The following is a 20,302-nucleotide window of genomic DNA, read 5'->3' as shown; positions in this document are numbered from 1 at the left end:
GCGGTGCCGATCAGTAGACGGGGCCGACCGGTGCCTGCATCGCGCGAGGGCGCGGGTGGTAGGCCAGGTCGACGGCGTCGTGCGGCACTGTGACGACGGGGCAGGCCGTGTGCGCGAGCACCGCCTTGGCCACCGAGCGGGTCCATGGCATGCGGTGCCCCGTGGTCCGGTGGCGCCCGAGGACGAGGAGGCGTGCGCCTTGGGCCGCGGATGCGCAGGCGTCCGACGCCGAGCTCTCGACCGTCTGCGTCGTCACCTCCACCTCCGGGTAGTCCTCACGCCACCCGGCGACCGTCTCGCCCACCGCGCGTCGACCCTGCTCGGTCCCTCCTCGCGCGGTGGCGTGGAGGACCACGAGGTCGGCGTGGGTGTGGCGCGCCCTCGCGAAGGCGAAGGTCAGCGCGCCGTGCGACGGCGAGTCCGCGTCGATCGCCACGACCACGGGGCCGGCGGCCGGCGCGTCGGTGTCGCACGGGACGACCATGACCGGGCAGGCTGCCCGGGTGGCGATCCGCGAGCTGGTGCTCCCGCTGAGCAACCTGTCGGCGATGCTCGCATCGCGGCGGACGACGATCACCATGGATGAGTCCTTCGAGACCGTCTCCAGGGCCAGCGCGACCGACCCGAGCACGGGGTGGACCTGCACCGGGACGTCGGGGGCGAGGTAGCGCGCCAGCGTGGCCGCACGTGCGAGGACGTCGGTCGCCTCCTCGCGTGCCGCGGTCACCTCGTACGGGGTGAAGGCGACGCCCTCGAACGGCAGGGCGGACGCGTGGACCAGCGACAGCGGGACGTCGAGCATCCGCGCCAAGGCGATGCCGTGGCGTACGCCCGTCTCTGTTCTCGAGCGGCTGGAGTCGACTCCGACGGTGACGGGGTGCGGTGCTCGTGCGGTCGTGCTCATCGGTCTCACCTCTCCTGGGTGCGGTTACACGCTCAGCCTGCGGCAGCGCGGGGCGCGCGAACAGTGACCAAGGTCCTGGGAACCGGGGACTCTGGGCTCTGACGGGGACCCTGCGGCCGGCTCGAGGATGAAGGTGTCAGAACGATCCAGGAGGACACCATGAGCGCCACCCCCCGAGCCGGCCTCGCCGGCCGCACCAAGGTCTTCGCCGCACGCGACGAGGAGCACGCCGTCACATCGAGCGCGGTCGCCAAGGGATTGGCGGCGATGCGCATCGGCTTCGGGCTCACGTTCCTCTGGGCCTTCGTCGACAAGCTGTTCGGACTCGGGTACGCGACACCGAGCGAGGGAGCATGGGTCAACGGCGGGAGCCCGACCGAGGGCTACCTGGCGAACGCATCCACCGGCCCGTTCGAGGGCTTCTACAACGCACTCGCAGGCCAGTGGTGGGTGGATGTCCTGTTCATGCTGGGTCTGCTGGCGGTCGGGCTGACCCTGATCCTCGGCATCGGCATCCGCCTCGGCGCCGCCGCTGGCGTCCTGCTCTACGTGATGATGTGGACGGTCGCCCTTCCGCCGGCCAACAACCCCGTCCTCGACGAGCACGTGCTCGGCGCTCTCGGTGTCCTCGTCGTCGGTCTCGCCCTCGCCGGCGACACCTGGGGACTCGGACGCTGGTGGGGCTCGGTGGAGCTGGTCCAGAAGTACCCCGTCCTCCGGTGAGTCGCCGCCACGACGTCTCGGGAAAGAGAAGCCACCCGGTTACGCACCGGGTGGCTTCTCACGTGTCTGGGTCGGTCCGCAGGGCGAGGTCGGCGACGACGGCCGCGAGGTCTCCGTCGACCCCGACTCGTCGCTGGCGGTCGGCGCCGGTCCCCTCGCGAAGGATTCGCGCGACGCCGTCCTGGACCACCTCGAGGTCCCTGGCGTCGACGAGCGCGTCCTTCACGTGCGCGACGAGCCCGGCAAGGACGTCCTCGGCGGGGCGGAGCTCGCGTGCGCCGGGGTCGAAGAGCGTGTCGGCCGTCCCGTGCCGCGCGGCGTGCCAGCGCGCACCGCGCAGCAGCTCGACCCGCCATTGCGCAGCGGGCAGGCCTTCGGTCCAGGCGCGCGCCTCGGTCTCCACGAGCCCGCGGGTGAGCGCAGCGACGAGGAACCCGTCGCGCAAGTCCGTGCAGACGTCGGCTACTCGGACCTCGACCGTCGGGAACGTGCGCGCCCGCCGGATGTCGAAATAGATCATCCCCTCGTCGAGGGCGGCGCCGGAGGAAACCAGGTCGGCGACGGCACGCTGATAGGTGGCGGCGTCACCGAACGGCTCGACCGGACCGGCGCTCGGCCACTCGGTCCAGAGGCGCGACCGCCAGGTCGCATGCCCCGTGTCCCTGCCCGCTTCGTACGGAGAGTTCGCGGCGAGCGCGATCAGCGTCGGCAGCCACGGGCGGATCCGATCGATGACCCCGACGGCCTCCTCGTCGTCGTCCACGCCCACATGCACGTGCATGCCGCAGACGACGGCGCTGCGCCCGATGGCGCCGAACTCCGCCACCATGCGCTCGTACCGCGGCTTCGGGGTGACCTGTGCCGGTGCGCTCGGCAACGGCGACGTCCCCGAGGCGACCAAGGAGGCTCCTGCAGCCCGTGCGGCGGCGACGGTCTCGCGCCGGGCCTGCGTGAGGTCGGCAGCCAGGTCGTCGAGCAGCCGGTGGGGGCTGGTCATCGTCTCCACCTGCTCGAGGAACAGCTCGTGCTCGATCGGCGCCTCGCCGTCGTGACTGCGTAGGGCGCGCTGCGAGACGGCGATCGTCTGCCCGGTCCCGGGATCGACGAGGAGCATCTCCTCCTCGACGCCGATGGTCCTCATGCGGAGGCGATCTCCTCGAGTCGCGGACGCAGCGTCGTTCGTACGTGGGAGAAGAACGCGTCCATCTCGTCCGGCGGGCCGGCGTTCATGAGGACGAGGTGGTCGAAGCCGGCATCGAGGAACCGGCTCGCCACCTCCGCGTGCCGCTCCACGTCGGGCCCGCAGCCGAACGCCTCGCGCATGTCGTCGAGGCGGACGTGCGCGGTCGCCGCCTCGAAGTTGATGGGGTTCGGCAGCTCTGCCTGGACCTTCCACCCGGTCAGGCCGAAGCGCATCGTCCGGTGCGCCGCCTCGGCAGCGGCGACGGGGTCGGACGAGTACGCGAGCGGGACCTCGGCGTACCGGGGTCCGGCGCCGCCGGCCCGTTGGTAGGTCTCGACGAGCTCCTCGCGCGGCTCGGTCGCGAACAGACCGTCTCCCAGCTCGGCGGCGAGCCGGGCCGCGTCCTCGCCTCCGGCCGCGACGAGGATGCGCGGCGGGATCTCGGGCAGGTCGAACACCCTCGCGTCGTCGACCTCGAAGTGATCGCCGGTGTAGGAGTGGTAGCCGCCGGTGAACAGCAGGCGGATGATCTCGAGCGCCTCGGTCAGCATCTCGTGCCGTACCGACACCGATGGCCAGCCGGCACCGGTGACGTGCTCGTTGAGGCGCTCACCGGAACCGACGCCCAGCGTGAAGCGGCCGTCGCTGAGGACACCGGTAGTCGCCGCCATCTGGGCCACGACAGCGGGGTGGTAACGCATGATCGGGCAGGTCACCCCGGTCGCGAGGCCGATCGTGCGCGTCCGGGCAGCGATCGCGGCGAGCATCGAGAAGGCGAAGCCCGAGTGCTGCTGCGAGTACAACCACGGGTGATAGTGGTCGCTGACCTCGACGAAGTCGAAGCCGGCGTCCTCTGCGGCCACCGCCTGCTCGACGATCTCCTTCGGAGGGAACCCCTCCGCCATCAGCTTGAAGCCGATCCGCAGTCTGTTCGTCGCCATGGTTAGACCCTGCGCGCCCGCGCCCCGAACGGCAATCGGACGGTGTTCGCGTTGACAGCGCCGCCTCGGGACGGTTCGCTTGGCCAACGAGGGGGTGAGACGATGCGCGCGATGTGGAAGGGCTCTGTCTCGTTCGGCCTGGTCAGCATCCCGGTGAAGATGTACGGCGCGACGTCGACCCACGACATCTCGTTCCGGCAGGTCCGGAGCAGCGACGGGTCGCGGGTGAAGTACAAGCGGGTCGCGGAGGCCGACGGTGAGGTCGTCGAGTACTCCGAGATCGCCAAGGGGTACGAGCTCCCCGACGGCCGCATGATCGTCCTCACCGACGAGGACATGGAGCAGCTGCCGCTGCCGACGAAGAAGACCGTCGAGGTGCTGGAGTTCGTGCCGCTCGACCAGGTCGACCCGATCCTCTACAACAAGAGCTACTACCTCGAGCCGGACACGAACGCCGGCCTCAAGCCGTACCTCCTGCTCCGTGAGGCCCTTGAGTCGTCCGAGATGGTCGCGGTCGTCAAGGTGACGATCGGGACGCGTGAGCAGATGGCGACGATCCGCGTCCGCGACGGCGTGCTCACGATGAGCACGCTGCTGTGGGCCGACGAGATCCGCAAGCCCGAGTTCGGGTTCCTCGGCGAAGACCTGGAGCTGCGCCCGCAGGAGATCAAGATGGCGCAGTCGCTGGTCACGAGCATGGAGGGCGACTTCGACCCCGAGGAGTACACGGACGAGTACGAGTCCGCGCTCGACGAGCTCGTCGAGGCGAAGCTCGAGGGCAACCAGGTGGTGTCGCCGGCCGTCGGTGAGGGTGCTGACGAGAAGGACAACGTCGTCGACCTGATGGCGGCGCTGCAGGCCTCGATCGACCGTGCCAAGAAGGGCGAGGGTGCGGGGGAGGGCGCCGACGAGGCGGGGAAGAAGCCCACCAAGAAGTCCGCCTCCAAAAAGGCCGCGAAGAAGGCGCCCGCGAAGAAGGCCGCCGCAAAGAAGTCGACGGCCAAGAAGAGCACCGCGAAGAAGGCCGCGAAGAAGGCGTCGTAGCGCTCAGTCACCCACCCGAACCAGGCCCGAGGCCGAGGCAGGTGGGCCCGAGCAGCATGGTGGCACCGACGAGGAACAGACCAACCTGCCACTGAACGGCACAGGGTGGTCCTCAGGACGAGCGCCCTCCTGAGCGCGGGCCGCCTGAACACGACCCACCGGATCGCCTCGAGCAAGCAAGGACCACCGACGTCGCCCACCACTGCGCCGTACGCATGGCTCAATGTCAGGGCCCGATGGACCGCGATCAAGATCACCTGCCGCCCACGACACGCCGGGGCGCGGTTCGGCGGTCCTGTCGGACCTCGCGAGCACACTGAGAGCAGAGGAAACCCGACCCCCGGAGATGAGGTGCCCGATGTCGGAGCTGGTGATGATCTGCGTCGATTGCGGCACGGAGTTCTCCGAGGTCGACGGGTGGGGCGCTCGGTGCGCGACGTGCTGCGTCGTGCTCGACGACCACCTCACCGGCGTCCACGCGGCGTTCGTGATCGGTTGCGTCCTGTGCGACGACGCCGACCGCGACGCGGCTGACGTCGACCTCCATCGCGCGGTTCGCGAACGTTACCGCGCGGCCTGACCCGGGCGCGCCGGCGCGCAGTACCCCCGCGTGTCGACGCGCGACCGGTCGGCATCGCCCGCTCAGGGTGCGCCGACGACCATCCAACGGTCCGTACGCTCGCGGAGCACGAGCGTGACCATCCGCGCGAGCATGAATGCCGCGTACGCGATCCAGAGCCACGTCAGCCCCGCGTCGGTGAGCCACACCGCGACGGCGAGCGGCGCGTACGCGATGAGGGTGATGACCCCGGCCCACGCCAGATACGCGCCGTCGCCCGCTCCGATGAGGACGCCGTCGAGCACGAAGACGACACCTGAGATCGGTTGGGTGAGCGCCACGACGACGAGCGCCCCGACGAGCAGCTGACGCACGGCCTCGTCGGACGTGAACAAGCTCGGGAGCCACGGTACGGACGCGAGCAGGAGGACGGCAGCGACCACGCCCGACGCGACGCCCCAACCGATCATGCGCCGCGTCGTCGAGCGGGTGCCCGCGACGTCGCCGGCGCCGAGCGAGCGCCCGGTCAGCGTCTGCCCGGCGATCGCGATCGCGTCCAGCGCGAACGCGAGGATCGACACGATCGTCACGACGACCTGGTGCGCCGCGAGCGCAGCGGACCCCTGAGTGGTCGCGACGACGGTGGCGATGAGGAGTGCGGCGCGCAGCGTGAGCGTACGGACGACGAGGGCGGAGCCGGCGCGTGCCGACTCGCGGATGCCCGCGCGGTCCGGGCGAACGGGGGCGCGCTCGCGGCGAACTGCCCGCACCACCACGAACGCGAGGAACAGCCCCGAGCCGAGCTGCGCCACGGTCGTCCCGATGGCGGAGCCGCGGATGCCCATGTCGAACCCGTACACGAGGACGATGTTGAGGATCACGTTGACGACATTGGCGACGATGACCGTGTAGAGCGGGGTCTTGAGGTCCTGCATCCCACGGAGCACCCCGGTCGCCGCGAGCACGACGAGCATCGCCGGGATGCCGGGGGCGGCCCAGACGAGATAGGTGACGGCCTGGTCGCCGACCGCGTCGGCGGGACCGAACGCCCGGACGATCAGCGACGCTCCCGCGCCGGCGAGGAGCGCGGCAAAGGCGCCGATGAGGACGGCGAGCCACAGTCCGTTCATGCCGGCCGTCATCGCGCCCCGCTTGTCCTCGGCGCCCAGGTGGCGACTGACCGACGCCGTCGTGCCGTACGCGAGGAACACGCACAGCCCGACGAAGGTCTGCAGGACCGTCGAGGCGATCGCGAGGCCGGCCAGCGGGTCGGTGCCGAGGTGGCCGATGATCGCGGTGTCGGCGGCGAGCATCAGAGGCTCGGAGACCAGCGCGGCAAAAGCCGGGACGGCGATCCGGAAGATCTCGCGGTCGCGCGTGTCCAGGTGCGGTCTCACCGGGCTAGTTGACCACGTCCCTTCGACGGAACCCGAGGAACCCTGCTGCCACGAGCGTCACCGCGATCCCGGTGAGCCACAGGATCGGCGCCCACGCGACGTCATCGAGCGGTACGAGCGCGAGGTGGGTGAACGGCGAGACGTTCATGAGCCAGTCGGGGAACTTCAGCAGTGGCCCGAAGAACATCACGACGGCCGCGAACCCGATGGCCAGCCAGCCCCACGATGCGAGGCGCGGGAGGAAGCCGACAAGGACCACGGTGACGCCGATCATTACCCAGATCGCGGGCGCGTACGTGAGCCCGGCCCCGGTGAGCTGGCCGATCCTGTCGTACGACCCCGACACCACGCCGTACATCCACCCGGTCGCCGCGCCGGCGAGTGCGACGCCCACGGTGGAGGCGAGCACGGCGAGCGCGACATGGCTCGCGAGGTACGTCCTGCGGTGCAGGGCCGTCGCGAGCAGTGGCTCGGCCCGGCCGGACGTCTCCTCTCCACGGGCGCGCAGGATGACCGCGACAGCGAACGCGGCGGTGATGATGGCGAGCATGAGCATCGCGCTGCCGTAGAAGCCGTCGGTCATGGCCTCGCCGCTCGTCTGGCCGCCGGTCAGCGACCCGGACAGGTCGCTGTCGCCGACGAGGTCGCCGACATCGTTGCCGATGGTGCCGTACGCGGCGCCGCCGAACGCGAGCCCGACCAGCCAACCGATCACGGTCGGACGTTGGAGCCGCCACGCGAGCTCGTACGCCCCGCCTCGCCAGTCGCGCGTCGCCGGGCCACGGCGAGGAGCGACGAGTCCCGCTCCGAAGTCGCGACGGAGGTGGAGCATGCGGGCGACGGCGACAGACAGGACAGTCGTGCCGAGCAGCAGCAGCGCGGGCCACCACCGTTCGTCGGCGTACGCCCGCACCTGCTGGCCCCAGCCGATCGGGGAGAGCCACGTCAGGGCGTTCTCGCCGACGTCGCCGGCGGCTCTCAGCGCGTACGCCACTCCGATCGCCGCGCCGCTCATTCCCCACGCACCACGGGTCGTGCTGCTGACCTGGGCGAAGATCAGCGCGAGCCCCATGAACACCATCCCGGTGAACCCGCAGGCGCATCCCAGAGCCCAGGATCCTTCGGCGGGGAGCCCGCAGGAGATCAGGAGCAGTGCGATCGCGACGACGAGCACGAGGTTGGCGGCGGTGGTGACGATGACCGCCGCGGCGTTGGTGGCGGAGCGGCCCACGACGCCGGCACGGATGAGCTCGTCCGCTCCGTTCTCCTCGCCGGCCCGCGTCTGGCGCACGATCAGGAAGGTGCTCATCAGCCCGGCGAGGATCGCGCCGAAGGCCGACGTCTGCCACGCGGTCTGTCCGCCGATCGTGTCGAGGGCGTACTCGGGCCCGGCCATGGCGATGATCGCGGCGTTCCCGGAGAGGCTCGCGGCGAGCTGGTCGAGATCGGCCTGCGTCGGGTAGCTGGCCTCGAGCGCGAGGGCTTGGATGGGATAGAGCGCGGTGATGCCGACGATCCACCACAGCAGCGCGAACCGTGAACGGCGCAGTGCGAACCGGACCAGCGTGGCGGTCCCGGCGAAGGAGTCCCTCACGCCACCGGCTCCGCATCGCGCGCGCCGATCTCGTCGCCGTAGTGGCGCAGGAACAGCTCCTCGAGCGTCGGTGGCGTGCTCGTGAGCGCCGTGACGCCGTAGGTGCCGAGGTAGGTGAGGGTGTCGCCGATCCGTACGGTGTCGACCTCGAAGCGTGCCCGGGTGCCGTCGGCGTCGACGACGAGGTCGTGGATCCCGCCGAGGGTGTCGAGCCCGTCGACCGGGCGGGATGTGGTGACGTCGATCGAGGTACGGGTGAGGTGGCGCATCTCGGCGAGGGTGCCGGACTCGACCGTACGGCCCTCGCGGATGATCGTGACGCGGTCGCACAGCGCCTCGACCTCGCCGAGGATGTGGCTCGACAGCAGGACCGTGCGGCCCTGCTCGCGGACCTCCTGCACGGCCTCGCGGAACACCTCGTCCATCAGCGGGTCGAGCCCGGAGGTGGGCTCGTCGAGGAGAAGCAGCTCGGTGTCGGCAGCGAGCCCTGCCACGAGGGCGACCTTCTGGCGGTTCCCCTTGGAGTAGGTGCGGCCGCGCTTGGTCGGGTCGAGCTTGAAGCGCTCGATGAGGTCGTCGCGCCGTGCGGGGTCGACGCCGCCGCGGAGTCGACCGAAGAGGTCGATGACCTCGCCGCCGGAGAGGTTGGGCCACAGGGTCACGTCGCCGGGGACGTACGCGAGGCGTCGGTGCAGCGCGGTCGCCTCGGACCACGGGTCGCCGCCGAGGAGACGGACGGTGCCGCCGTCCTGTCGCAGCAGGCCGAGCAGGACGCGGATGGTCGTGGACTTCCCGGCACCGTTCGGGCCGAGGAAGCCGTGGACCTCGCCGGTGGTCACCGTGAGGTCGAGCCCATCGAGGGCGCGCGTGGTGCCGAAGCTCTTCTGGAGCCCGGCGATCTCGATCGCGTGGTTCACTCGACCGACGCTACACATGATTCAGAATTATGTGAAGGGTAAAGTGGGGCAGGCGGACGCAAAGTGACGGAGGTGGGCCCGGTGGCGAGCGATGCCCTCGAGGACTTCGTGGAGAGGTTCTCCGCGATCCTGCGCGACTCCGGCGTGCCTCCGATGCCGGCGCGGACGTTCGCGTACGTCCTGGGGCTCGGGCAGCGCAGCTATACCGCGGCCGAGCTCGCGGAGGCGACCGGCGCGAGCCCCGCGGCGATCTCGGGTGCGGTCAACTATCTGATCGGCCTTGGGATGCTCGAGCGCCATCGTGGAAGCGATCGACGTCACCACTACCGGCTCCCGCCAGGCGATCCGTGGGAGTCGATGATCGCGCGGCGGCAGGCGATCCTGGTCCGCTGGTACGAGAGTCTCGAGCAGGCAGCGAAGGACCTCGGCGACGAGCACGAGGACCACGGCGCGCCGCTCGAGCTCGGGGCCATGTTCTTCGCGTTCATGGCCCAGGAGATCCCGGGGATGCTCGCGCGCTGGGAGGCCTTTCGCGACGGCCACGGGCGCGCAGATTAGAAGGCTTCCATGCTGTGTGCAAGTCGGACGGACACGCCCGTGGGGGAGTTTCGATCCACACGCGGGGGACAGTGTTTCCCCAGGTCAGCCCACAGGTGTGGAGAACCTCGTGGGGTAATCCACACGGATACCCACAGCCTGTGCACATGTCTTCCCCTGGTTATCCACACAAATGTCGTCGCGATCCACAAAGGCTGTGCATCCACAGCCGCACACGACTGGCAGCCGGCATCGCGATGCGCGTAGTTTGCTTCTCGTTCGACGGATGTTTTCGAACCTCCTGGTGCGGGTCCGGGATGGCTCTCGAAGCTTCGTCGGTGGTCCCCCGTACGCTCGAAGCGTGAATGACAGACCTGTGATTCACGGCGTGCCGTTGTGGGGGCGTGGGGTGTCGCAATCGGGGTCGAGCGTGGAGGAGTGGCGCGGGTGAGCGTTGCCGAGCTGGGGTCGGTTCCGGAGCCGCCGGACGACTACGAGTACGGCGGGAGCCGGGTCGACCGCACCCCACCTCAGGACAACAACGCCGAGCAGTCCGTGCTCGGCGCGATGATGCTCTCGAAGGACGCGATCGCCGACGTGCTCGAGGCGGTGAAGTCGATCGACTTCTACCGTCCGGCGCACGAGGAGATCTTCGACGCGATCCTCGACCTGTACGGCCGCGGCGAGCCCGCTGATGCCGTCACCGTGTCCGCTGCGCTCCAGCGCCGAGGCGAGCTGGCCAAGATCGGCGGCGCGCCCTACCTCCATACGCTCGTCGCCAACGTGCCGATCGCGGCCAACGCGTCTTACTACGCCGACATCGTCCGCGAGAAGGCGATCCTGCGGCGACTGATCTCGGCCGGCACCAAGATCGCGCAGCTCGGCTATGCAGGCGAGGGCGAGATCGACGACATCGTCGACACCGCGCAGTCCGAGGTGTTCGGGGTGACCGAGCAGCGCACGTCGGAGGACTACACGGTCCTCAACGACATCATGGAGGCGACGTTCGACGAGCTCGAGGCGATCGCGGCCCGCGACGGGCAGATGGCGGGCGTGCCGACCGGGTTCGTCGACCTCGACCGGCTCACCAACGGCTTCCACCCCGGCCAGATGATCGTCGTTGCCGCACGACCCGGTGTCGGCAAGTCCACGCTGGGCCTCGACGTCTGCCGATCGGCGGCCATCAAGCACGGGCTGACGACCGCGATCTTCTCGCTGGAGATGAGCCGCATCGAGATCACGATGCGTCTGCTGTCCGCCGAGGCGCGCGTCGGTCTGCACGAGATGCGGTCGGGTTCGCTGTCCGACGACCAGTGGGCCAAGCTCGCTCGTCGCATGAGTGAGGTGGCGGCGGCGCCGCTGTACATCGACGACTCGCCCAACATGACGATGATGGAGATCCGGGCGAAGGCACGGCGCCTCAAGCAGCGCCACGACCTCAAGATGATCGTCATCGACTACCTCCAGCTGATGACCTCCGGCAAGAAGGTCGAGAACCGCCAGGTCGAGGTCTCGGAGTTCTCGCGTCAGATCAAGCTGCTCGCCAAGGAGCTCGAGGTCCCGATCATCGCGATCAGCCAGCTCAACCGTGGCTCGGAGCAGCGCACCGACAAGCGACCGATGCTGTCCGACCTGCGTGAGTCCGGCTCGATCGAGCAGGACGCCGACATCGTGGTCCTGCTGCACCGACCGGACATGTACGAGCAGGAGTCCGAGCGTCTGGGCGAGGCCGACTTCATCGTCGCCAAGAACCGTTCAGGTCAGCCGGGCTCGGCGACGGTCACGTTCCAGGGCCACTACTCGCGGTTCATCGACATGCCGAAGGAGTTCGGCTGAGCCAGCTCACCGCACGCCCTGGGCCCGGGCGGTCCGTCACCCCGGGCCGTCGGGATGGGTGAGGTCGTACGCGCGGGACAGCTTCTGGGGTACGACCATGCGCCAGGCGTCGACGACGAGCTCGCGGGCCTCAGCCCGGTCTAGTGCCGCAAGGTCGGAGCGGACCCAGTTGAACCGCATGTCCGACTGCACCGGCAGCTGGAACTTGCGCGGCTCGCTCGCGACGAGAGCGGCCCGCTCCTCCTTGGGGAATGCGAACTCCATCACGGTCTCGTCGAGGGAGAACGCCACATAGACGATCTGCTTCACGCGGAACTTCAGCCGGCCTCGTACGTACACCTCGTACGAGCGCTCGAGCGCGCTGCCGAGCGGCCGGACGTCCTCGATCACCGCCATCGCCGAGAGTCCTCCCTCTGAACCTGCTCCCTTCCCAGTTCGACTGCGCCAGCGGGCCCGAGTCATCGCTCAGGGATTGACGGCCTTGCTGCACCCGGGTCGTCGCATCAGAGGTTGCCCTTCCAGGGGTTGTCAACATCGCCGAGACCTGACGGACGGCATCGAGGCATCACGCGACCTGGCGATGGCGGAGTGGTCTCCGGATGACCGGCTGGCGGCTGTGTCCACGAACGACGGTGCCGACAACGAGTCGACCACCCTCATGCTCGTCGACGTCGGTCTCGGTCGGCGGCGAGAGTGCGGAGAACGCGCGCGTTCCCTGGACGGCTTCACTCGTTGATGGCCTCGATGCCCTGCCGCTCAAGCTCGGCGAGGTGGTCCCGCATGTGCTGGAGCTCCTCAGCAGAGTGCGGCGTCCAGTCCTCGACCTCGCCGACGACGCGCAGCGGCTCTCGCGTGCGGTACGACCGCGTCGGGTTGCCCGGGAACCGCTGATCGGTCAGGTTGGGATCGTCCTCGAAGGGCCCCGTCGGGACGACCTCGTAGATCCTCCCGGGCCCGTTGCCCACGGCCAGCTCGGCTCCCCAGGTGGCGGCGTCCAAGGTCGCGGTCATGTAGATGAAGTTCGCCTTCTGCCGCTCGCCGTAGTTGGAGCCGTAGCCAGGAGCGAGCAGGTCGTCGGGCTGCAGTTCGGCCTTCGTTCCGTGGAAGAAGGGTCCGGGATCGTCGGCTGCGGACCGGGTCGGTTCGTTCGTCATGCGCACTCCCGTCGGCGTTCACGCACGTCGGTGGCCCAGCGTCCACCCGTCGCGCTCGTGTGGACGCTAGCTCACCGACGCGCAGCCCGCGCATCGATCACGAATCGAGAAGCGTCCCTCGTGCGGCTCCGGCATCGTGGCGAGCACGACGACACCACGTCGACCGAGACCACGAGGAGCATCCGATGACCACCACCAAGAAGGCCGGCCAGAAGGAATCGACCGGCGTCGGCTTCACAGACGACGAGCGCGCCGCGATGAAGGAGCGCGCCGAGGAGCTGAAGGCGGAGGGGCGAGGCGGCAAGAAGAAGGCCGACAACCTCAAGGCCGTGCTCACGAAGATCGCCGAGATGGGCGACTCCGACCGTGTGATGGCCGAGCGCATCCACGCGATCGTCTCTCGCGTCGCGCCTCAGCTGGGCGCCAAGACCTGGTACGGGATGCCGGCCTACACCGACGAGATTGGCAAGGTGGTCTGCTTCTTCAAGGCCGCGGAGAAGTTCGACGGCAGGTACGCGACGCTCGGGTTCGAGGAGTCTGCCACGCTCGACGAGGGCAGCATGTGGTCCACGTCGTACGCGCTGACCGAGATCACCGACGCCGACGCGGAGAAGATCGAGCAGCTCGTGAAGCGCGCGGCAAGCTGACGACCATGGCGTGCGGGTCTGCCGATGATGGGGTGGGTCGACACGATCCCAATGACGCTGGCGCTCGCCGCGCTCTGCCTCGCGGTGCTGCACGTGCTGCCCGCGGGGCTCCACCTGTCTCGCGGCGAGGTGAAGGAGATCGCTTGCTGACACCGGCTTCTGTCGGTTGGCCGTGCCAGAGTGGCGTGCGACATGCCGACGAACGGAGCCAGCGATGAGCCGCGAATTCCAAGTGACCTTCGATGCGCACGATCCCAGGGCGCTGTCGACCTTCTGGCGTGACGTCCTGGGATACGTCCACCCCGGCCCGCCCGGCGTCGACGTCCCAGAGGGCGACGATCCGCTCGCTGCGTGGGACGACTTCCTCGCGCAGATCGGTGTCCCTGAGGAGGCGCGCAACTCGCGCTCTGCCATCGAGGATCCCGACGGCAAGGGCCCGAGGGTGTTCTTCCAGCAGGTGCCGGAGGACAAGGCCTCCAAGAACCGCCTCCACCTCGACGTCCGTGCGGCTCCTGGGCTGGAGGGAGACGCGCGGATGGACGCGTTGGAGGCCGAGTGCGAGCGGCTCGTCGCCTTGGGGGCGACCCGCCTGCGCCGCTTCGAGCCCGCGCCGCCGTTGGAGGCCGGGCACGTCATGATGGCCGACCCGGAGGGCAACGAGTTCTGCCTGGACTGACCGGCCCTCGCGAGCTGGCGCGGCAAACTCCAGGGTCAGGCAGCGAGGGCGCGCTCGAGGCGCCGTGCCCGCAGATAGGCGTACGGCGGCTCGCCGTAGGCGCGCTCGAACTGCCGAATGAGCTGGCCCGTCGACATGCGGGCACCGGCGGCGAGTGCCATGACGTTCAACGGCTGGGCGTATTCCCGCTCGAGCCGGTCACGGACACGGCGAAGCCGTACGAGGTCGTCGAGGCGTTCGGGCCGGTCGTGAGCCGGAAGGGCGTTCATCCTCATGCACATGACGTCACGCTAGGCGTGGGCCAGACGGCGTGCTTCTCGATTCCTGACGGGCCTAGGCTGACGGCCATGAGCGAGGAACGCTGGTCACCGGATCGTTGGCAGGGGATCGCGACACCGTTCCTTGCGGTCGACCTCCCGACGCTGCGACGCAACCTCGCCCGCGCGCAGGCGCTCTGCGACGACCGCGGTCTGCGGCTGCGTCCTCACGTGAAGACCCATAAGATCCCGGAGATCGCGCGGCTGCAGGTCGCGGCCGGAGCGCGTGGCCTGACGCTCGCGACCGTTGGGGAGGCGGAGTGCTTCGCGAAGGCCGGGTTCGACGACCTGTTCGTCGCGTACCCGGTCCTTGCGACGGACGATCTCGCGGACCGGCTGCGGCGGCTGCTCGACGCAGCGACGGTCATCCTCGGCGTCGACTCGCGTGACGGCATCGACGCCCTCGTTCGCCACGGCCTCGCGGACCACCCGCGCCTCTCGGTCCTGGTCGAGGTCGAGTGCGGGCTGCGTCGTACGGGTGTCGTGCCCGAGGAAGCCGGCCTGCTCGCGGCGCACGCCACCGAGCGTGGTCTGAGGGTCGGCGGGGTGTTCACCTTCCCTGGTCAGGGGTACGCGCTCGGCGCAGGCGCGCCCGCCGCAGCTGACGAGGCGAGTGCGCTGTCGCGTGCCGCCGACGCGTTCGCCGCAGAGGGACTGCCGTGCGAGATCCGCAGCGGCGGGGCGACTCCGTCGTACGAGGCGACCGACGTAGAGGTCGTCACCGAGACGCGGCCGGGTGTGTACGCGTTCCAGGACGCGCAGCAGGTCGCACTGGGGACGGCCGGCCCGGACGAGGTCGCGCTCGCGGTGATCACCACGGTGGTGAGCGCGCCCGCGCCGGATCGCCTCGTCCTCGATGCAGGCTCCAAGACCCTCGCCGCCGACCGGCCGCCGTACGTCAACGGGCACGGAGTGCTGCTCGGAGTCCCCGGCGCGCGCATCGACCGGATCTGGGAGCACCACGGCGTGGTCGACGTGAGCGGCGCGGACCCGGCGGACGTCCCGGCGGTCGGCGACCGGGTCGCGGTTCTCCCGAACCACGTGTGCACCGCGATCAACCTCGCCGATCGGGTTCACGTCCGCGACGATGGAGAGGTGGCGACGTGGACCGTCGCGGCGCGCGGGCAGAACGGCTGAGGGAGCACCGTGAGCGGAGACGATCACCCTGACGACGCGGGTGACGCGGTTGCCCGCAGTCTCGACGCGATCGCCGACCAGCTCGACGCGACGCTCGGCCTGGCCGTGCTCGACCAGCCCGACGGCGTTCACGCGCACCGCAAGGCCGTACGGCGGCTACGCAGCACGCTTGCGGCGTACCGGCCGTTCTTCGACGCCGACACGGTCCGCCGCCTGCACCGCACCTACCGGGACTGGGGACGCGAGCTCGGCGAGGCACGCGACCTCGAGGTGAGGATCGCGGTGGCCGAGCGGTTCCTCGACGACGACGACGACGACGCCGCTGGCGCCCGGATGCTCGACGAGCTCCGCACCGCGTACCGCGACGCCCACCGTGCGGTCGCACGCCGCGGGGTGAGTGTCGAGGCGAGGGACCGTCGGGCGGATCTCGCGGCCTTCCTCGACGCGCCCCCTCGGACCGCGAAGGCGTCGCGTCGTACGAAGCGCGGCGTGCGTCGCAGGATCGTCAAGGAGGGCGACAGGGTGCTGCGTCGAGCCGCGGCGGCGACCTCGGGTCCCGGTGATGACGTCGCGTTGCACGAGCTGCGCAAGGCGGCGCGACGCCTGCGCTATGCGGTCGAGTCCGTCACTCGCCCCCCGGTCGGACTCTTCGGTGCCAAGGCAGATGCGCTGGCGGTGAGCGCCGAGCAGATCCACGACCTCCTCGGCGACGTCCGGGACCTGCTCGCGTTCGCCCGGGCGTACGAGGCGGCAGGCGGCGTCAGCGACGGCCCGGCCGCGCGCGCCAAGGTCGAGGCGGCCGAGAAGCTCGACGAGCTCCCAGCCGCGGTCGACGACCTGCGCAGCGCGCTCGCTCAGTTCCGCTGACGCGCTCCACCCCGCCTACGCGCCCACGCGGTCGCGCCGATCGCCACAGCGAGCGCGGCGGCCGCCGTCGGCACGAACAACGCCCGCCGATAGTCGTCCAGGGTCGCGTCCTCGGGGCTCGCGCCGACGAGGACGATCGTGACCGCCGAGAGGCCGAGCGCCGCGCCGAACTGGAAGGCGGTGTTGACGATCCCGCCGGCGACGCCGTGCTCGGACTCGTCGAGCCCCTCGGTCGCAGCCGCGGCGAGCGGCCCATACGCGAACGCGAAGGCGAAGGCGACCAGCAGGAGCGTCGGGAGCAGGTCGACGTACGTCCAGTCGGCTTCGAGTCGCAGGGTCAGCGCGAACGCCGCGGTCGCGCTGGCGAACCCGGCCGTCATCACCGCCGCGGTGCCGAGCCGTGCGACCAGGAGCGGCGTGAGGAGCGGCGCGATCACCATGTCCGCGCCCATGATCGCGAAGGTCAGGCCGGTCTCGAGCGGAGTCCAGCCGCGGAGCTCTTGGAGGTACAGCGTGACCAGGAGCTGGAATCCGAAGAACGCGCCCATGAAAAGCAGCCCGGCCGTGCTGCTCGAGAGGAGCATCCCGTGGCGAAGGATGCTCAGGCGAAGGAGCGGCGCAGGGGAGCGGCGCTCCCACAGGACGAAGCCGACCAGCAGCGCGGCGGCGCCGGCCAGGGTGAGCGCGGCCGTCGCTGTGTGTCCCTCGCCCAGGCTCACGAGTGCGAACACGATCGACACCATCGCGGCGGTGACCGTGACCGAGCCGACGACGTCGAACCCGGAGGTCGAGGGGAAGCGTGGCTGGTCGGGACGGATCAGGGCACGGCCGACGACGAGGAGGAGTGCCCCGAGGACCACGGGGGCGAAGAAGACCCAGCGCCAGCTCGCGGTGGTGAGCAGCCCGCCGGCGACCATCCCGAGCGTGAACCCGCCTGCACCGACGGCTCCGTACACGGAGAGCGCGCGGTTGCGCAGCGGTCCCTCCGGGAAGCTCGACGTGACGATGCTGAATCCGGCCGGCGTCATGAACCCCGCGGCGACTCCGGTCGCAAAGCGTGCGGTCACGAGCAGCCAGCCGGAGTCCGCGAAACCACCGACTCCGGAGAACGCGACGAAGACGGTGAGCCCGACCAGGAACACGCGCCGCCGCCCGAACAGGTCTGCCGAGCGGCCGCCGAGCAGCATGAAGCCGGCGTAGCCCAGGACGTACGCGCTGATGATCCAGTGCGCGGTCCCGGTCGCGAGCCCGAGGTCGGCGGCGATCGCGGGGACGGCGACGTTGAGCATCGCGATGTCGATCCCCTCGAGGAAGAGGGCGCCGCAGAGGACGAGCAGCAACCCCCATGAGCGCGGTGTCATCTGCTGTGCGGGTGGATCGAAGACGGGTGCGACGGTCACGCGGGCTCCTAGGGTTACCAAACATCAGCCTGGTTACTTCTTGTAACTGCGATCAGTCTGGGTGAGGATGGGGGCATGGCGGAAGTACGCACTTCGACATCACCTAGTTCTCTTGAAGTGACCGAGCCTCTTGAAGTGACCGAGGAGGACGAGCCCCGCTGGGACGTGTTCCAGTGGGACGCGCGCGAGGGCTGCGAGGTACGTCAGATCCTCGACCGGATCGCCGACAAGTGGTCTCTGCTCGTGATCTCGCTCCTCGAGGAGAAGACGATGCGGTTCAACGAGCTGCGTCGCGCCATCGACGGGATCAGTCAGCGCATGCTGACGGTCACGCTGCGCAACCTCGAGCGCGACGGCCTGATCTGCCGGACGGTGTACGCAGAGGTGCCGCCGCGCGTCGAGTACTGTCTGTCCCCGCTCGGATGCACCCTCCTCGGCACGATCCAGTCGCTGGTCCAGTGGACCGAGAAGCACCAGGAGGAGATCGTGCAGGCGCGCGCGGAGTTCGACCGCGCCGCACGCTGACATCACCGGTAGCGTGGCACGGGATGACGACTTCACCGACCACGAGCACGCCGACCCGACCCTCACGCGCGCTTGCCTGGGTGGTGCTCGTCGCGGCGATCGTCCAGGTGGTGACCCCGGCGGTGCAGGCGCTCGGCGACCTCGGCGCTCCACCGAGCAGCCAGGGCGACGACCTGCTGATCACGCCCTCGGGCTACACGTTCTCGATCTGGAGCCTCGTCTATCTCCTGACGATCGCCTACGCGATCGCCGTGCTCGTGAAGCGTGCGACCGGCACCGTGGCGTCTGGCCGCCTCCTCGGTGACCTGGCTCTGCTGTATCTGGGCGCGTCGCTCTGGATCGTCGCCTCGGCCTTCGAGTGGTCGTGGATCACCGCCGTGATCCTCCTTGTGATGGTCGTGATCGCCGTCGATGCGGCGCACGTGGCCGCCGCCCGTACTCCCGACACCGAGGCGCCGACGTGGCTGACGCGATTGGCGCGGGCGACGACGGGTCTGTACGCGGGGTGGGTGACCGCCGCCGGGGGCCTCAACGTCTGCACGGCGCTCGTGGCCGACGGTGACTTCGACGGGATGGAGACCAGTTGGCAGGTGTGGGCCCTCGCCCTCGTCGCCCTGGTCGCCGTGGGCTTCAGCGCGCTGATCGGCGGCTCGATCGCTTATGCGGCGGCGCTGGTGTGGGCGCTCGTCGGAGTGGTCGTGGCCGTACGGGACACGTCAGGCGCGCTGGTCGCCACGGCGGTTGTCGCGGCCATCGCGATCGTGGCCGTCAATGCGCTGCTGCTCCTGCGGCGGCGCAGTCGAACCTAGACTCGACCCATGAGCACCACGACCGACGGACGGCGCGCGCGCGGCGACGCGACGCGGCGCAAGGTGGCCCGCGAGGCCGCCGACGTCGCGACGCTGCACGGGCTCGACTCCCTGTCGGTCGGAGGGCTCGCCGCGGCCACCGGCGTGAGCAAGAGCGGCATCCTCACCGTCTTCGCGAACCGCGAGGCGATCCAGCTCGCGGCGATCGCAGAGGCCCGCCGGGTGGTCATCGCCGAGGTCGTCGCCCCGGTCTGGTCGACGGAGCCGGGCGCACCGCGTCTGCGTGCGCTGGTCGAGAGCTGGGCCGCGTACGCGCGCAGGCGGGTGTTCCCTGGCGGTTGTTTCCTGGTGACCTCGTCGTCGGAGTTCGGGGCGCAGGAAGGGCCGATCGCCGACGCCGTCCGTGCTCTCAAGCAGGAGTGGCTGGATCTGCTCGCGGTCGATGCGGTCGCGGCGGGAGGTGACGGGCGTACGGTCGCGTTCCAGCTTGATGCGTTCCTCGCCGCGGGCATCACGCGGTCGGTCCTCTTCGACTCCGAGGCCGAGCTCGACCTCGCCCTGGCGTGCGCCCTCGACGCGATCGCCGCACTCGCCTGACCGTACGAGCACTCAGACAGCCGGCCGCTCCACGTGGTCGGCGAGCAGCGGCGCCGCGTAGGTCCACTGCTCGTCGGTCAGCGGTGTCGGCCGCAATGTCGCCGGGTCGAGGTTGACGAGACGGCGCGAGCCCTCCGCGTGCAGGATGGTGCGGTCGGCAGAGGTGATCCGGAACCGGTAGTTCACGCTCGTGCGCCCCGCCTGGTCGACCCACAGGTGCACGGCGACGTCGCCGATCGCCGTGATCGGCTGGTGGAAGGTGAGGTGGACCTCGCGGATCACCTGCACCGACGAGGTCGGGTCGAGCACCCAGCCCGCGTCGGTCCAGAAGTCGATGACCGCGTGGTCGAACAGCCGCGCGTACTCGACGTGGTTGAGCATCCCGAACCCGTCGAGGTCGTCGAGATAGACGCGGACGGGGACCACGACCCCGTACGACGGCTCGTCCAGGGAAGGCGTCTTGTCGTTGGTGAGTGTCATGCACGCAACTTTACGACCGATCGGTCGTAAAGTCGACAGGTCTGAGGAGTGACAGCGC

General features: G+C 69.9%; 24 protein-coding genes. 13 read left to right on the top strand and 11 right to left on the bottom strand.

Going from position 1 to position 20,302, the window contains the following annotated elements; genetic code table 11:
* Window positions 1-10 precede the first annotated feature (10 nt).
* Entirely contained in the window at window positions 11-904 is an 894-nt protein-coding gene (locus tag H4N58_RS20085; RefSeq protein ID WP_167249641.1) for a universal stress protein, read from the bottom strand.
* Between the two features lie 159 nt (window positions 905-1,063).
* Between H4N58_RS20085 and H4N58_RS20080 the strand changes: the two genes are divergently transcribed.
* Window positions 1,064-1,627: a DoxX family membrane protein gene (locus tag H4N58_RS20080; protein ID WP_167000670.1), complete on the top strand. Its 564-nt coding sequence runs from the start codon at window positions 1,064-1,066 to the stop codon at window positions 1,625-1,627.
* A gap of 58 nt (window positions 1,628-1,685) precedes the next feature.
* Here the strand turns inward: H4N58_RS20080 and H4N58_RS20075 are convergent, their stop codons facing one another.
* On the bottom strand, window positions 1,686-2,768 hold the full coding sequence (locus tag H4N58_RS20075; protein WP_167000668.1) for a glutamate--cysteine ligase: 1,083 nt from the start codon (window positions 2,766-2,768) through the stop codon (window positions 1,686-1,688).
* The gene (locus H4N58_RS20070; RefSeq protein ID WP_243845051.1) at window positions 2,765-3,751 is read right to left on the bottom strand and encodes a TIGR03557 family F420-dependent LLM class oxidoreductase; all 987 of its coding nucleotides are present in this window, start codon (window positions 3,749-3,751) and stop codon (window positions 2,765-2,767) included. Before H4N58_RS20070 ends, H4N58_RS20075 begins: the two co-directional genes overlap by 4 nt.
* Window positions 3,752-3,853: 102 nt before the next feature.
* On the opposite strand from H4N58_RS20070, the gene H4N58_RS20065 reads away from it, so the two are divergent.
* Together H4N58_RS20065 and H4N58_RS20060 are read left to right on the top strand one after the other, a co-directional pair.
* The gene (locus H4N58_RS20065; protein WP_167249643.1) at window positions 3,854-4,795 is read left to right on the top strand and encodes a Ku protein; all 942 of its coding nucleotides are present in this window, start codon (window positions 3,854-3,856) and stop codon (window positions 4,793-4,795) included.
* A gap of 358 nt (window positions 4,796-5,153) precedes the next feature.
* Window positions 5,154-5,375: a hypothetical protein gene (locus H4N58_RS20060; protein ID WP_167000664.1), complete on the top strand. Its 222-nt coding sequence runs from the start codon at window positions 5,154-5,156 to the stop codon at window positions 5,373-5,375.
* A 62-nt stretch (window positions 5,376-5,437) separates the two neighbouring features.
* Here the strand turns inward: H4N58_RS20060 and H4N58_RS20055 are convergent, their stop codons facing one another.
* The 3 genes from H4N58_RS20055 to H4N58_RS20045 are packed head-to-tail and all read right to left on the bottom strand — an operon-like array spanning window position 5,438 to window position 9,262.
* Window positions 5,438-6,751, bottom strand: a complete 1,314-nt coding sequence (locus tag H4N58_RS20055) for an MATE family efflux transporter (RefSeq protein ID WP_243842832.1) — start codon at window positions 6,749-6,751, stop codon at window positions 5,438-5,440.
* A 4-nt stretch (window positions 6,752-6,755) separates the two neighbouring features.
* Complete coding sequence (locus H4N58_RS20050; protein ID WP_167249645.1) at window positions 6,756-8,345, bottom strand: ABC transporter permease; 1,590 nt, start codon at window positions 8,343-8,345, stop codon at window positions 6,756-6,758.
* On the bottom strand, window positions 8,342-9,262 hold the full coding sequence (locus tag H4N58_RS20045) for an ABC transporter ATP-binding protein (protein ID WP_243842831.1): 921 nt from the start codon (window positions 9,260-9,262) through the stop codon (window positions 8,342-8,344). Before H4N58_RS20045 ends, H4N58_RS20050 begins: the two co-directional genes overlap by 4 nt.
* A gap of 81 nt (window positions 9,263-9,343) precedes the next feature.
* Between H4N58_RS20045 and H4N58_RS20040 the strand changes: the two genes are divergently transcribed.
* Window positions 9,344-9,820 carry a GbsR/MarR family transcriptional regulator gene (locus H4N58_RS20040; RefSeq protein WP_167000658.1) on the top strand — a complete coding sequence of 159 codons (477 nt, stop codon included), beginning with the start codon at window positions 9,344-9,346 and terminating at the stop codon, window positions 9,818-9,820.
* A 441-nt stretch (window positions 9,821-10,261) separates the two neighbouring features.
* Window positions 10,262-11,635, top strand: coding sequence for a replicative DNA helicase (gene dnaB / locus H4N58_RS20035; protein WP_208322287.1), 1,374 nt, complete (start codon window positions 10,262-10,264; stop codon window positions 11,633-11,635).
* Window positions 11,636-11,671: 36 nt separating this feature from the next.
* Here dnaB and H4N58_RS20030 read toward each other — a convergent pair whose 3' ends face one another.
* Together H4N58_RS20030 and arr are read right to left on the bottom strand one after the other, a co-directional pair.
* On the bottom strand, window positions 11,672-12,031 hold the full coding sequence (locus H4N58_RS20030; protein ID WP_167000654.1) for an MmcQ/YjbR family DNA-binding protein: 360 nt from the start codon (window positions 12,029-12,031) through the stop codon (window positions 11,672-11,674).
* A gap of 329 nt (window positions 12,032-12,360) precedes the next feature.
* Entirely contained in the window at window positions 12,361-12,789 is a 429-nt protein-coding gene (arr, locus tag H4N58_RS20025) for an NAD(+)--rifampin ADP-ribosyltransferase (protein WP_167249647.1), read from the bottom strand.
* 185 nt (window positions 12,790-12,974) lie between these two features.
* Here arr and H4N58_RS20020 point away from each other — a divergent pair, with 185 nt between their 5' ends.
* From H4N58_RS20020 to H4N58_RS20015, 3 genes are all read left to right on the top strand, one after another.
* Window positions 12,975-13,436, top strand: a complete 462-nt coding sequence (locus H4N58_RS20020; protein ID WP_167249649.1) for an iron chaperone — start codon at window positions 12,975-12,977, stop codon at window positions 13,434-13,436.
* A 24-nt stretch (window positions 13,437-13,460) separates the two neighbouring features.
* On the top strand, window positions 13,461-13,586 hold the full coding sequence (locus H4N58_RS20780; protein WP_255490672.1) for a hypothetical protein: 126 nt from the start codon (window positions 13,461-13,463) through the stop codon (window positions 13,584-13,586).
* A gap of 64 nt (window positions 13,587-13,650) precedes the next feature.
* Window positions 13,651-14,112, top strand: a complete 462-nt coding sequence (locus tag H4N58_RS20015; RefSeq protein WP_167000648.1) for a VOC family protein — start codon at window positions 13,651-13,653, stop codon at window positions 14,110-14,112.
* Between the two features lie 35 nt (window positions 14,113-14,147).
* On the opposite strand, the gene H4N58_RS20010 is transcribed toward H4N58_RS20015, so the two are convergent.
* Window positions 14,148-14,393: a hypothetical protein gene (locus tag H4N58_RS20010; RefSeq protein ID WP_182397124.1), complete on the bottom strand. Its 246-nt coding sequence runs from the start codon at window positions 14,391-14,393 to the stop codon at window positions 14,148-14,150.
* A gap of 66 nt (window positions 14,394-14,459) precedes the next feature.
* Between H4N58_RS20010 and H4N58_RS20005 the strand changes: the two genes are divergently transcribed.
* Complete coding sequence (locus H4N58_RS20005) at window positions 14,460-15,566, top strand: alanine racemase (RefSeq protein WP_167249651.1); 1,107 nt, start codon at window positions 14,460-14,462, stop codon at window positions 15,564-15,566.
* Between the two features lie 9 nt (window positions 15,567-15,575).
* Window positions 15,576-16,433, top strand: coding sequence for a CHAD domain-containing protein (locus H4N58_RS20000; protein WP_167249653.1), 858 nt, complete (start codon window positions 15,576-15,578; stop codon window positions 16,431-16,433).
* Here H4N58_RS20000 and H4N58_RS19995 read toward each other — a convergent pair.
* Window positions 16,421-17,833 carry an MFS transporter gene (locus H4N58_RS19995; protein ID WP_243845052.1) on the bottom strand — a complete coding sequence of 471 codons (1,413 nt, stop codon included), beginning with the start codon at window positions 17,831-17,833 and terminating at the stop codon, window positions 16,421-16,423. The genes H4N58_RS20000 and H4N58_RS19995 overlap by 13 nt on opposite strands.
* A gap of 135 nt (window positions 17,834-17,968) precedes the next feature.
* Here H4N58_RS19995 and H4N58_RS19990 point away from each other — a divergent pair, with 135 nt between their 5' ends.
* From H4N58_RS19990 to H4N58_RS19980, 3 genes are read left to right on the top strand one after another with little or no spacing between them, the layout of a single operon-like run.
* Complete coding sequence (locus H4N58_RS19990; RefSeq protein ID WP_243845053.1) at window positions 17,969-18,358, top strand: helix-turn-helix domain-containing protein; 390 nt, start codon at window positions 17,969-17,971, stop codon at window positions 18,356-18,358.
* Window positions 18,359-18,381: 23 nt separating this feature from the next.
* Window positions 18,382-19,167 (top strand): MFS transporter, encoded by a 786-nt coding sequence (locus tag H4N58_RS19985; RefSeq protein WP_167000641.1) that lies wholly within the window; start codon window positions 18,382-18,384, stop codon window positions 19,165-19,167.
* 9 nt (window positions 19,168-19,176) lie between these two features.
* Window positions 19,177-19,764 (top strand): TetR/AcrR family transcriptional regulator, encoded by a 588-nt coding sequence (locus tag H4N58_RS19980; RefSeq protein WP_167249657.1) that lies wholly within the window; start codon window positions 19,177-19,179, stop codon window positions 19,762-19,764.
* A gap of 12 nt (window positions 19,765-19,776) precedes the next feature.
* On the opposite strand, the gene H4N58_RS19975 is transcribed toward H4N58_RS19980, so the two are convergent.
* A complete protein-coding gene (locus tag H4N58_RS19975) occupies window positions 19,777-20,244 on the bottom strand; it encodes a thioesterase family protein (protein WP_167249659.1) in 468 nt (155 codons plus the stop codon).
* Window positions 20,245-20,302: the final 58 nt, after the last annotated feature.

Origin of the sequence: Mumia sp. ZJ1417 (assembly GCF_014127285.1) — a bacterium.
Taxonomy (GTDB): Bacteria; Actinomycetota; Actinomycetes; order Propionibacteriales; family Nocardioidaceae; genus Mumia.
The sequence above is the reverse complement of the archived record's forward strand: the minus strand, read 5'-3'. Positions and strand labels throughout refer to the sequence as shown.

Excerpts from the sequence above, each read along its gene's own strand:
- H4N58_RS20085 (WP_167249641.1), bottom strand. The coding sequence starts at position 904 with ATGAGCACGACCGCACGAGCACCGCACCCCGTCACCGTCGGAGTCGAC.
- H4N58_RS20080 (WP_167000670.1), top strand. The coding sequence starts at position 1,064 with ATGAGCGCCACCCCCCGAGCCGGCCTCGCCGGCCGCACCAAGGTCTTC.
- H4N58_RS20075 (WP_167000668.1), bottom strand. The coding sequence starts at position 2,768 with ATGAGGACCATCGGCGTCGAGGAGGAGATGCTCCTCGTCGATCCCGGG.
- H4N58_RS20070 (WP_243845051.1), bottom strand. The coding sequence starts at position 3,751 with ATGGCGACGAACAGACTGCGGATCGGCTTCAAGCTGATGGCGGAGGGG.
- H4N58_RS20065 (WP_167249643.1), top strand. The coding sequence starts at position 3,854 with ATGCGCGCGATGTGGAAGGGCTCTGTCTCGTTCGGCCTGGTCAGCATC.
- H4N58_RS20060 (WP_167000664.1), top strand. The coding sequence starts at position 5,154 with ATGTCGGAGCTGGTGATGATCTGCGTCGATTGCGGCACGGAGTTCTCC.
- H4N58_RS20030 (WP_167000654.1), bottom strand. The coding sequence starts at position 12,031 with ATGGCGGTGATCGAGGACGTCCGGCCGCTCGGCAGCGCGCTCGAGCGC.
- arr (WP_167249647.1), bottom strand. The coding sequence starts at position 12,789 with ATGACGAACGAACCGACCCGGTCCGCAGCCGACGATCCCGGACCCTTC.
- H4N58_RS20020 (WP_167249649.1), top strand. The coding sequence starts at position 12,975 with ATGACCACCACCAAGAAGGCCGGCCAGAAGGAATCGACCGGCGTCGGC.
- H4N58_RS20780 (WP_255490672.1), top strand. The coding sequence starts at position 13,461 with ATGATGGGGTGGGTCGACACGATCCCAATGACGCTGGCGCTCGCCGCG.
- H4N58_RS20015 (WP_167000648.1), top strand. The coding sequence starts at position 13,651 with ATGAGCCGCGAATTCCAAGTGACCTTCGATGCGCACGATCCCAGGGCG.
- H4N58_RS20010 (WP_182397124.1), bottom strand. The coding sequence starts at position 14,393 with ATGTGCATGAGGATGAACGCCCTTCCGGCTCACGACCGGCCCGAACGC.
- H4N58_RS20005 (WP_167249651.1), top strand. The coding sequence starts at position 14,460 with ATGAGCGAGGAACGCTGGTCACCGGATCGTTGGCAGGGGATCGCGACA.
- H4N58_RS19985 (WP_167000641.1), top strand. The coding sequence starts at position 18,382 with ATGACGACTTCACCGACCACGAGCACGCCGACCCGACCCTCACGCGCG.
- H4N58_RS19980 (WP_167249657.1), top strand. The coding sequence starts at position 19,177 with ATGAGCACCACGACCGACGGACGGCGCGCGCGCGGCGACGCGACGCGG.
- H4N58_RS19975 (WP_167249659.1), bottom strand. The coding sequence starts at position 20,244 with ATGACACTCACCAACGACAAGACGCCTTCCCTGGACGAGCCGTCGTAC.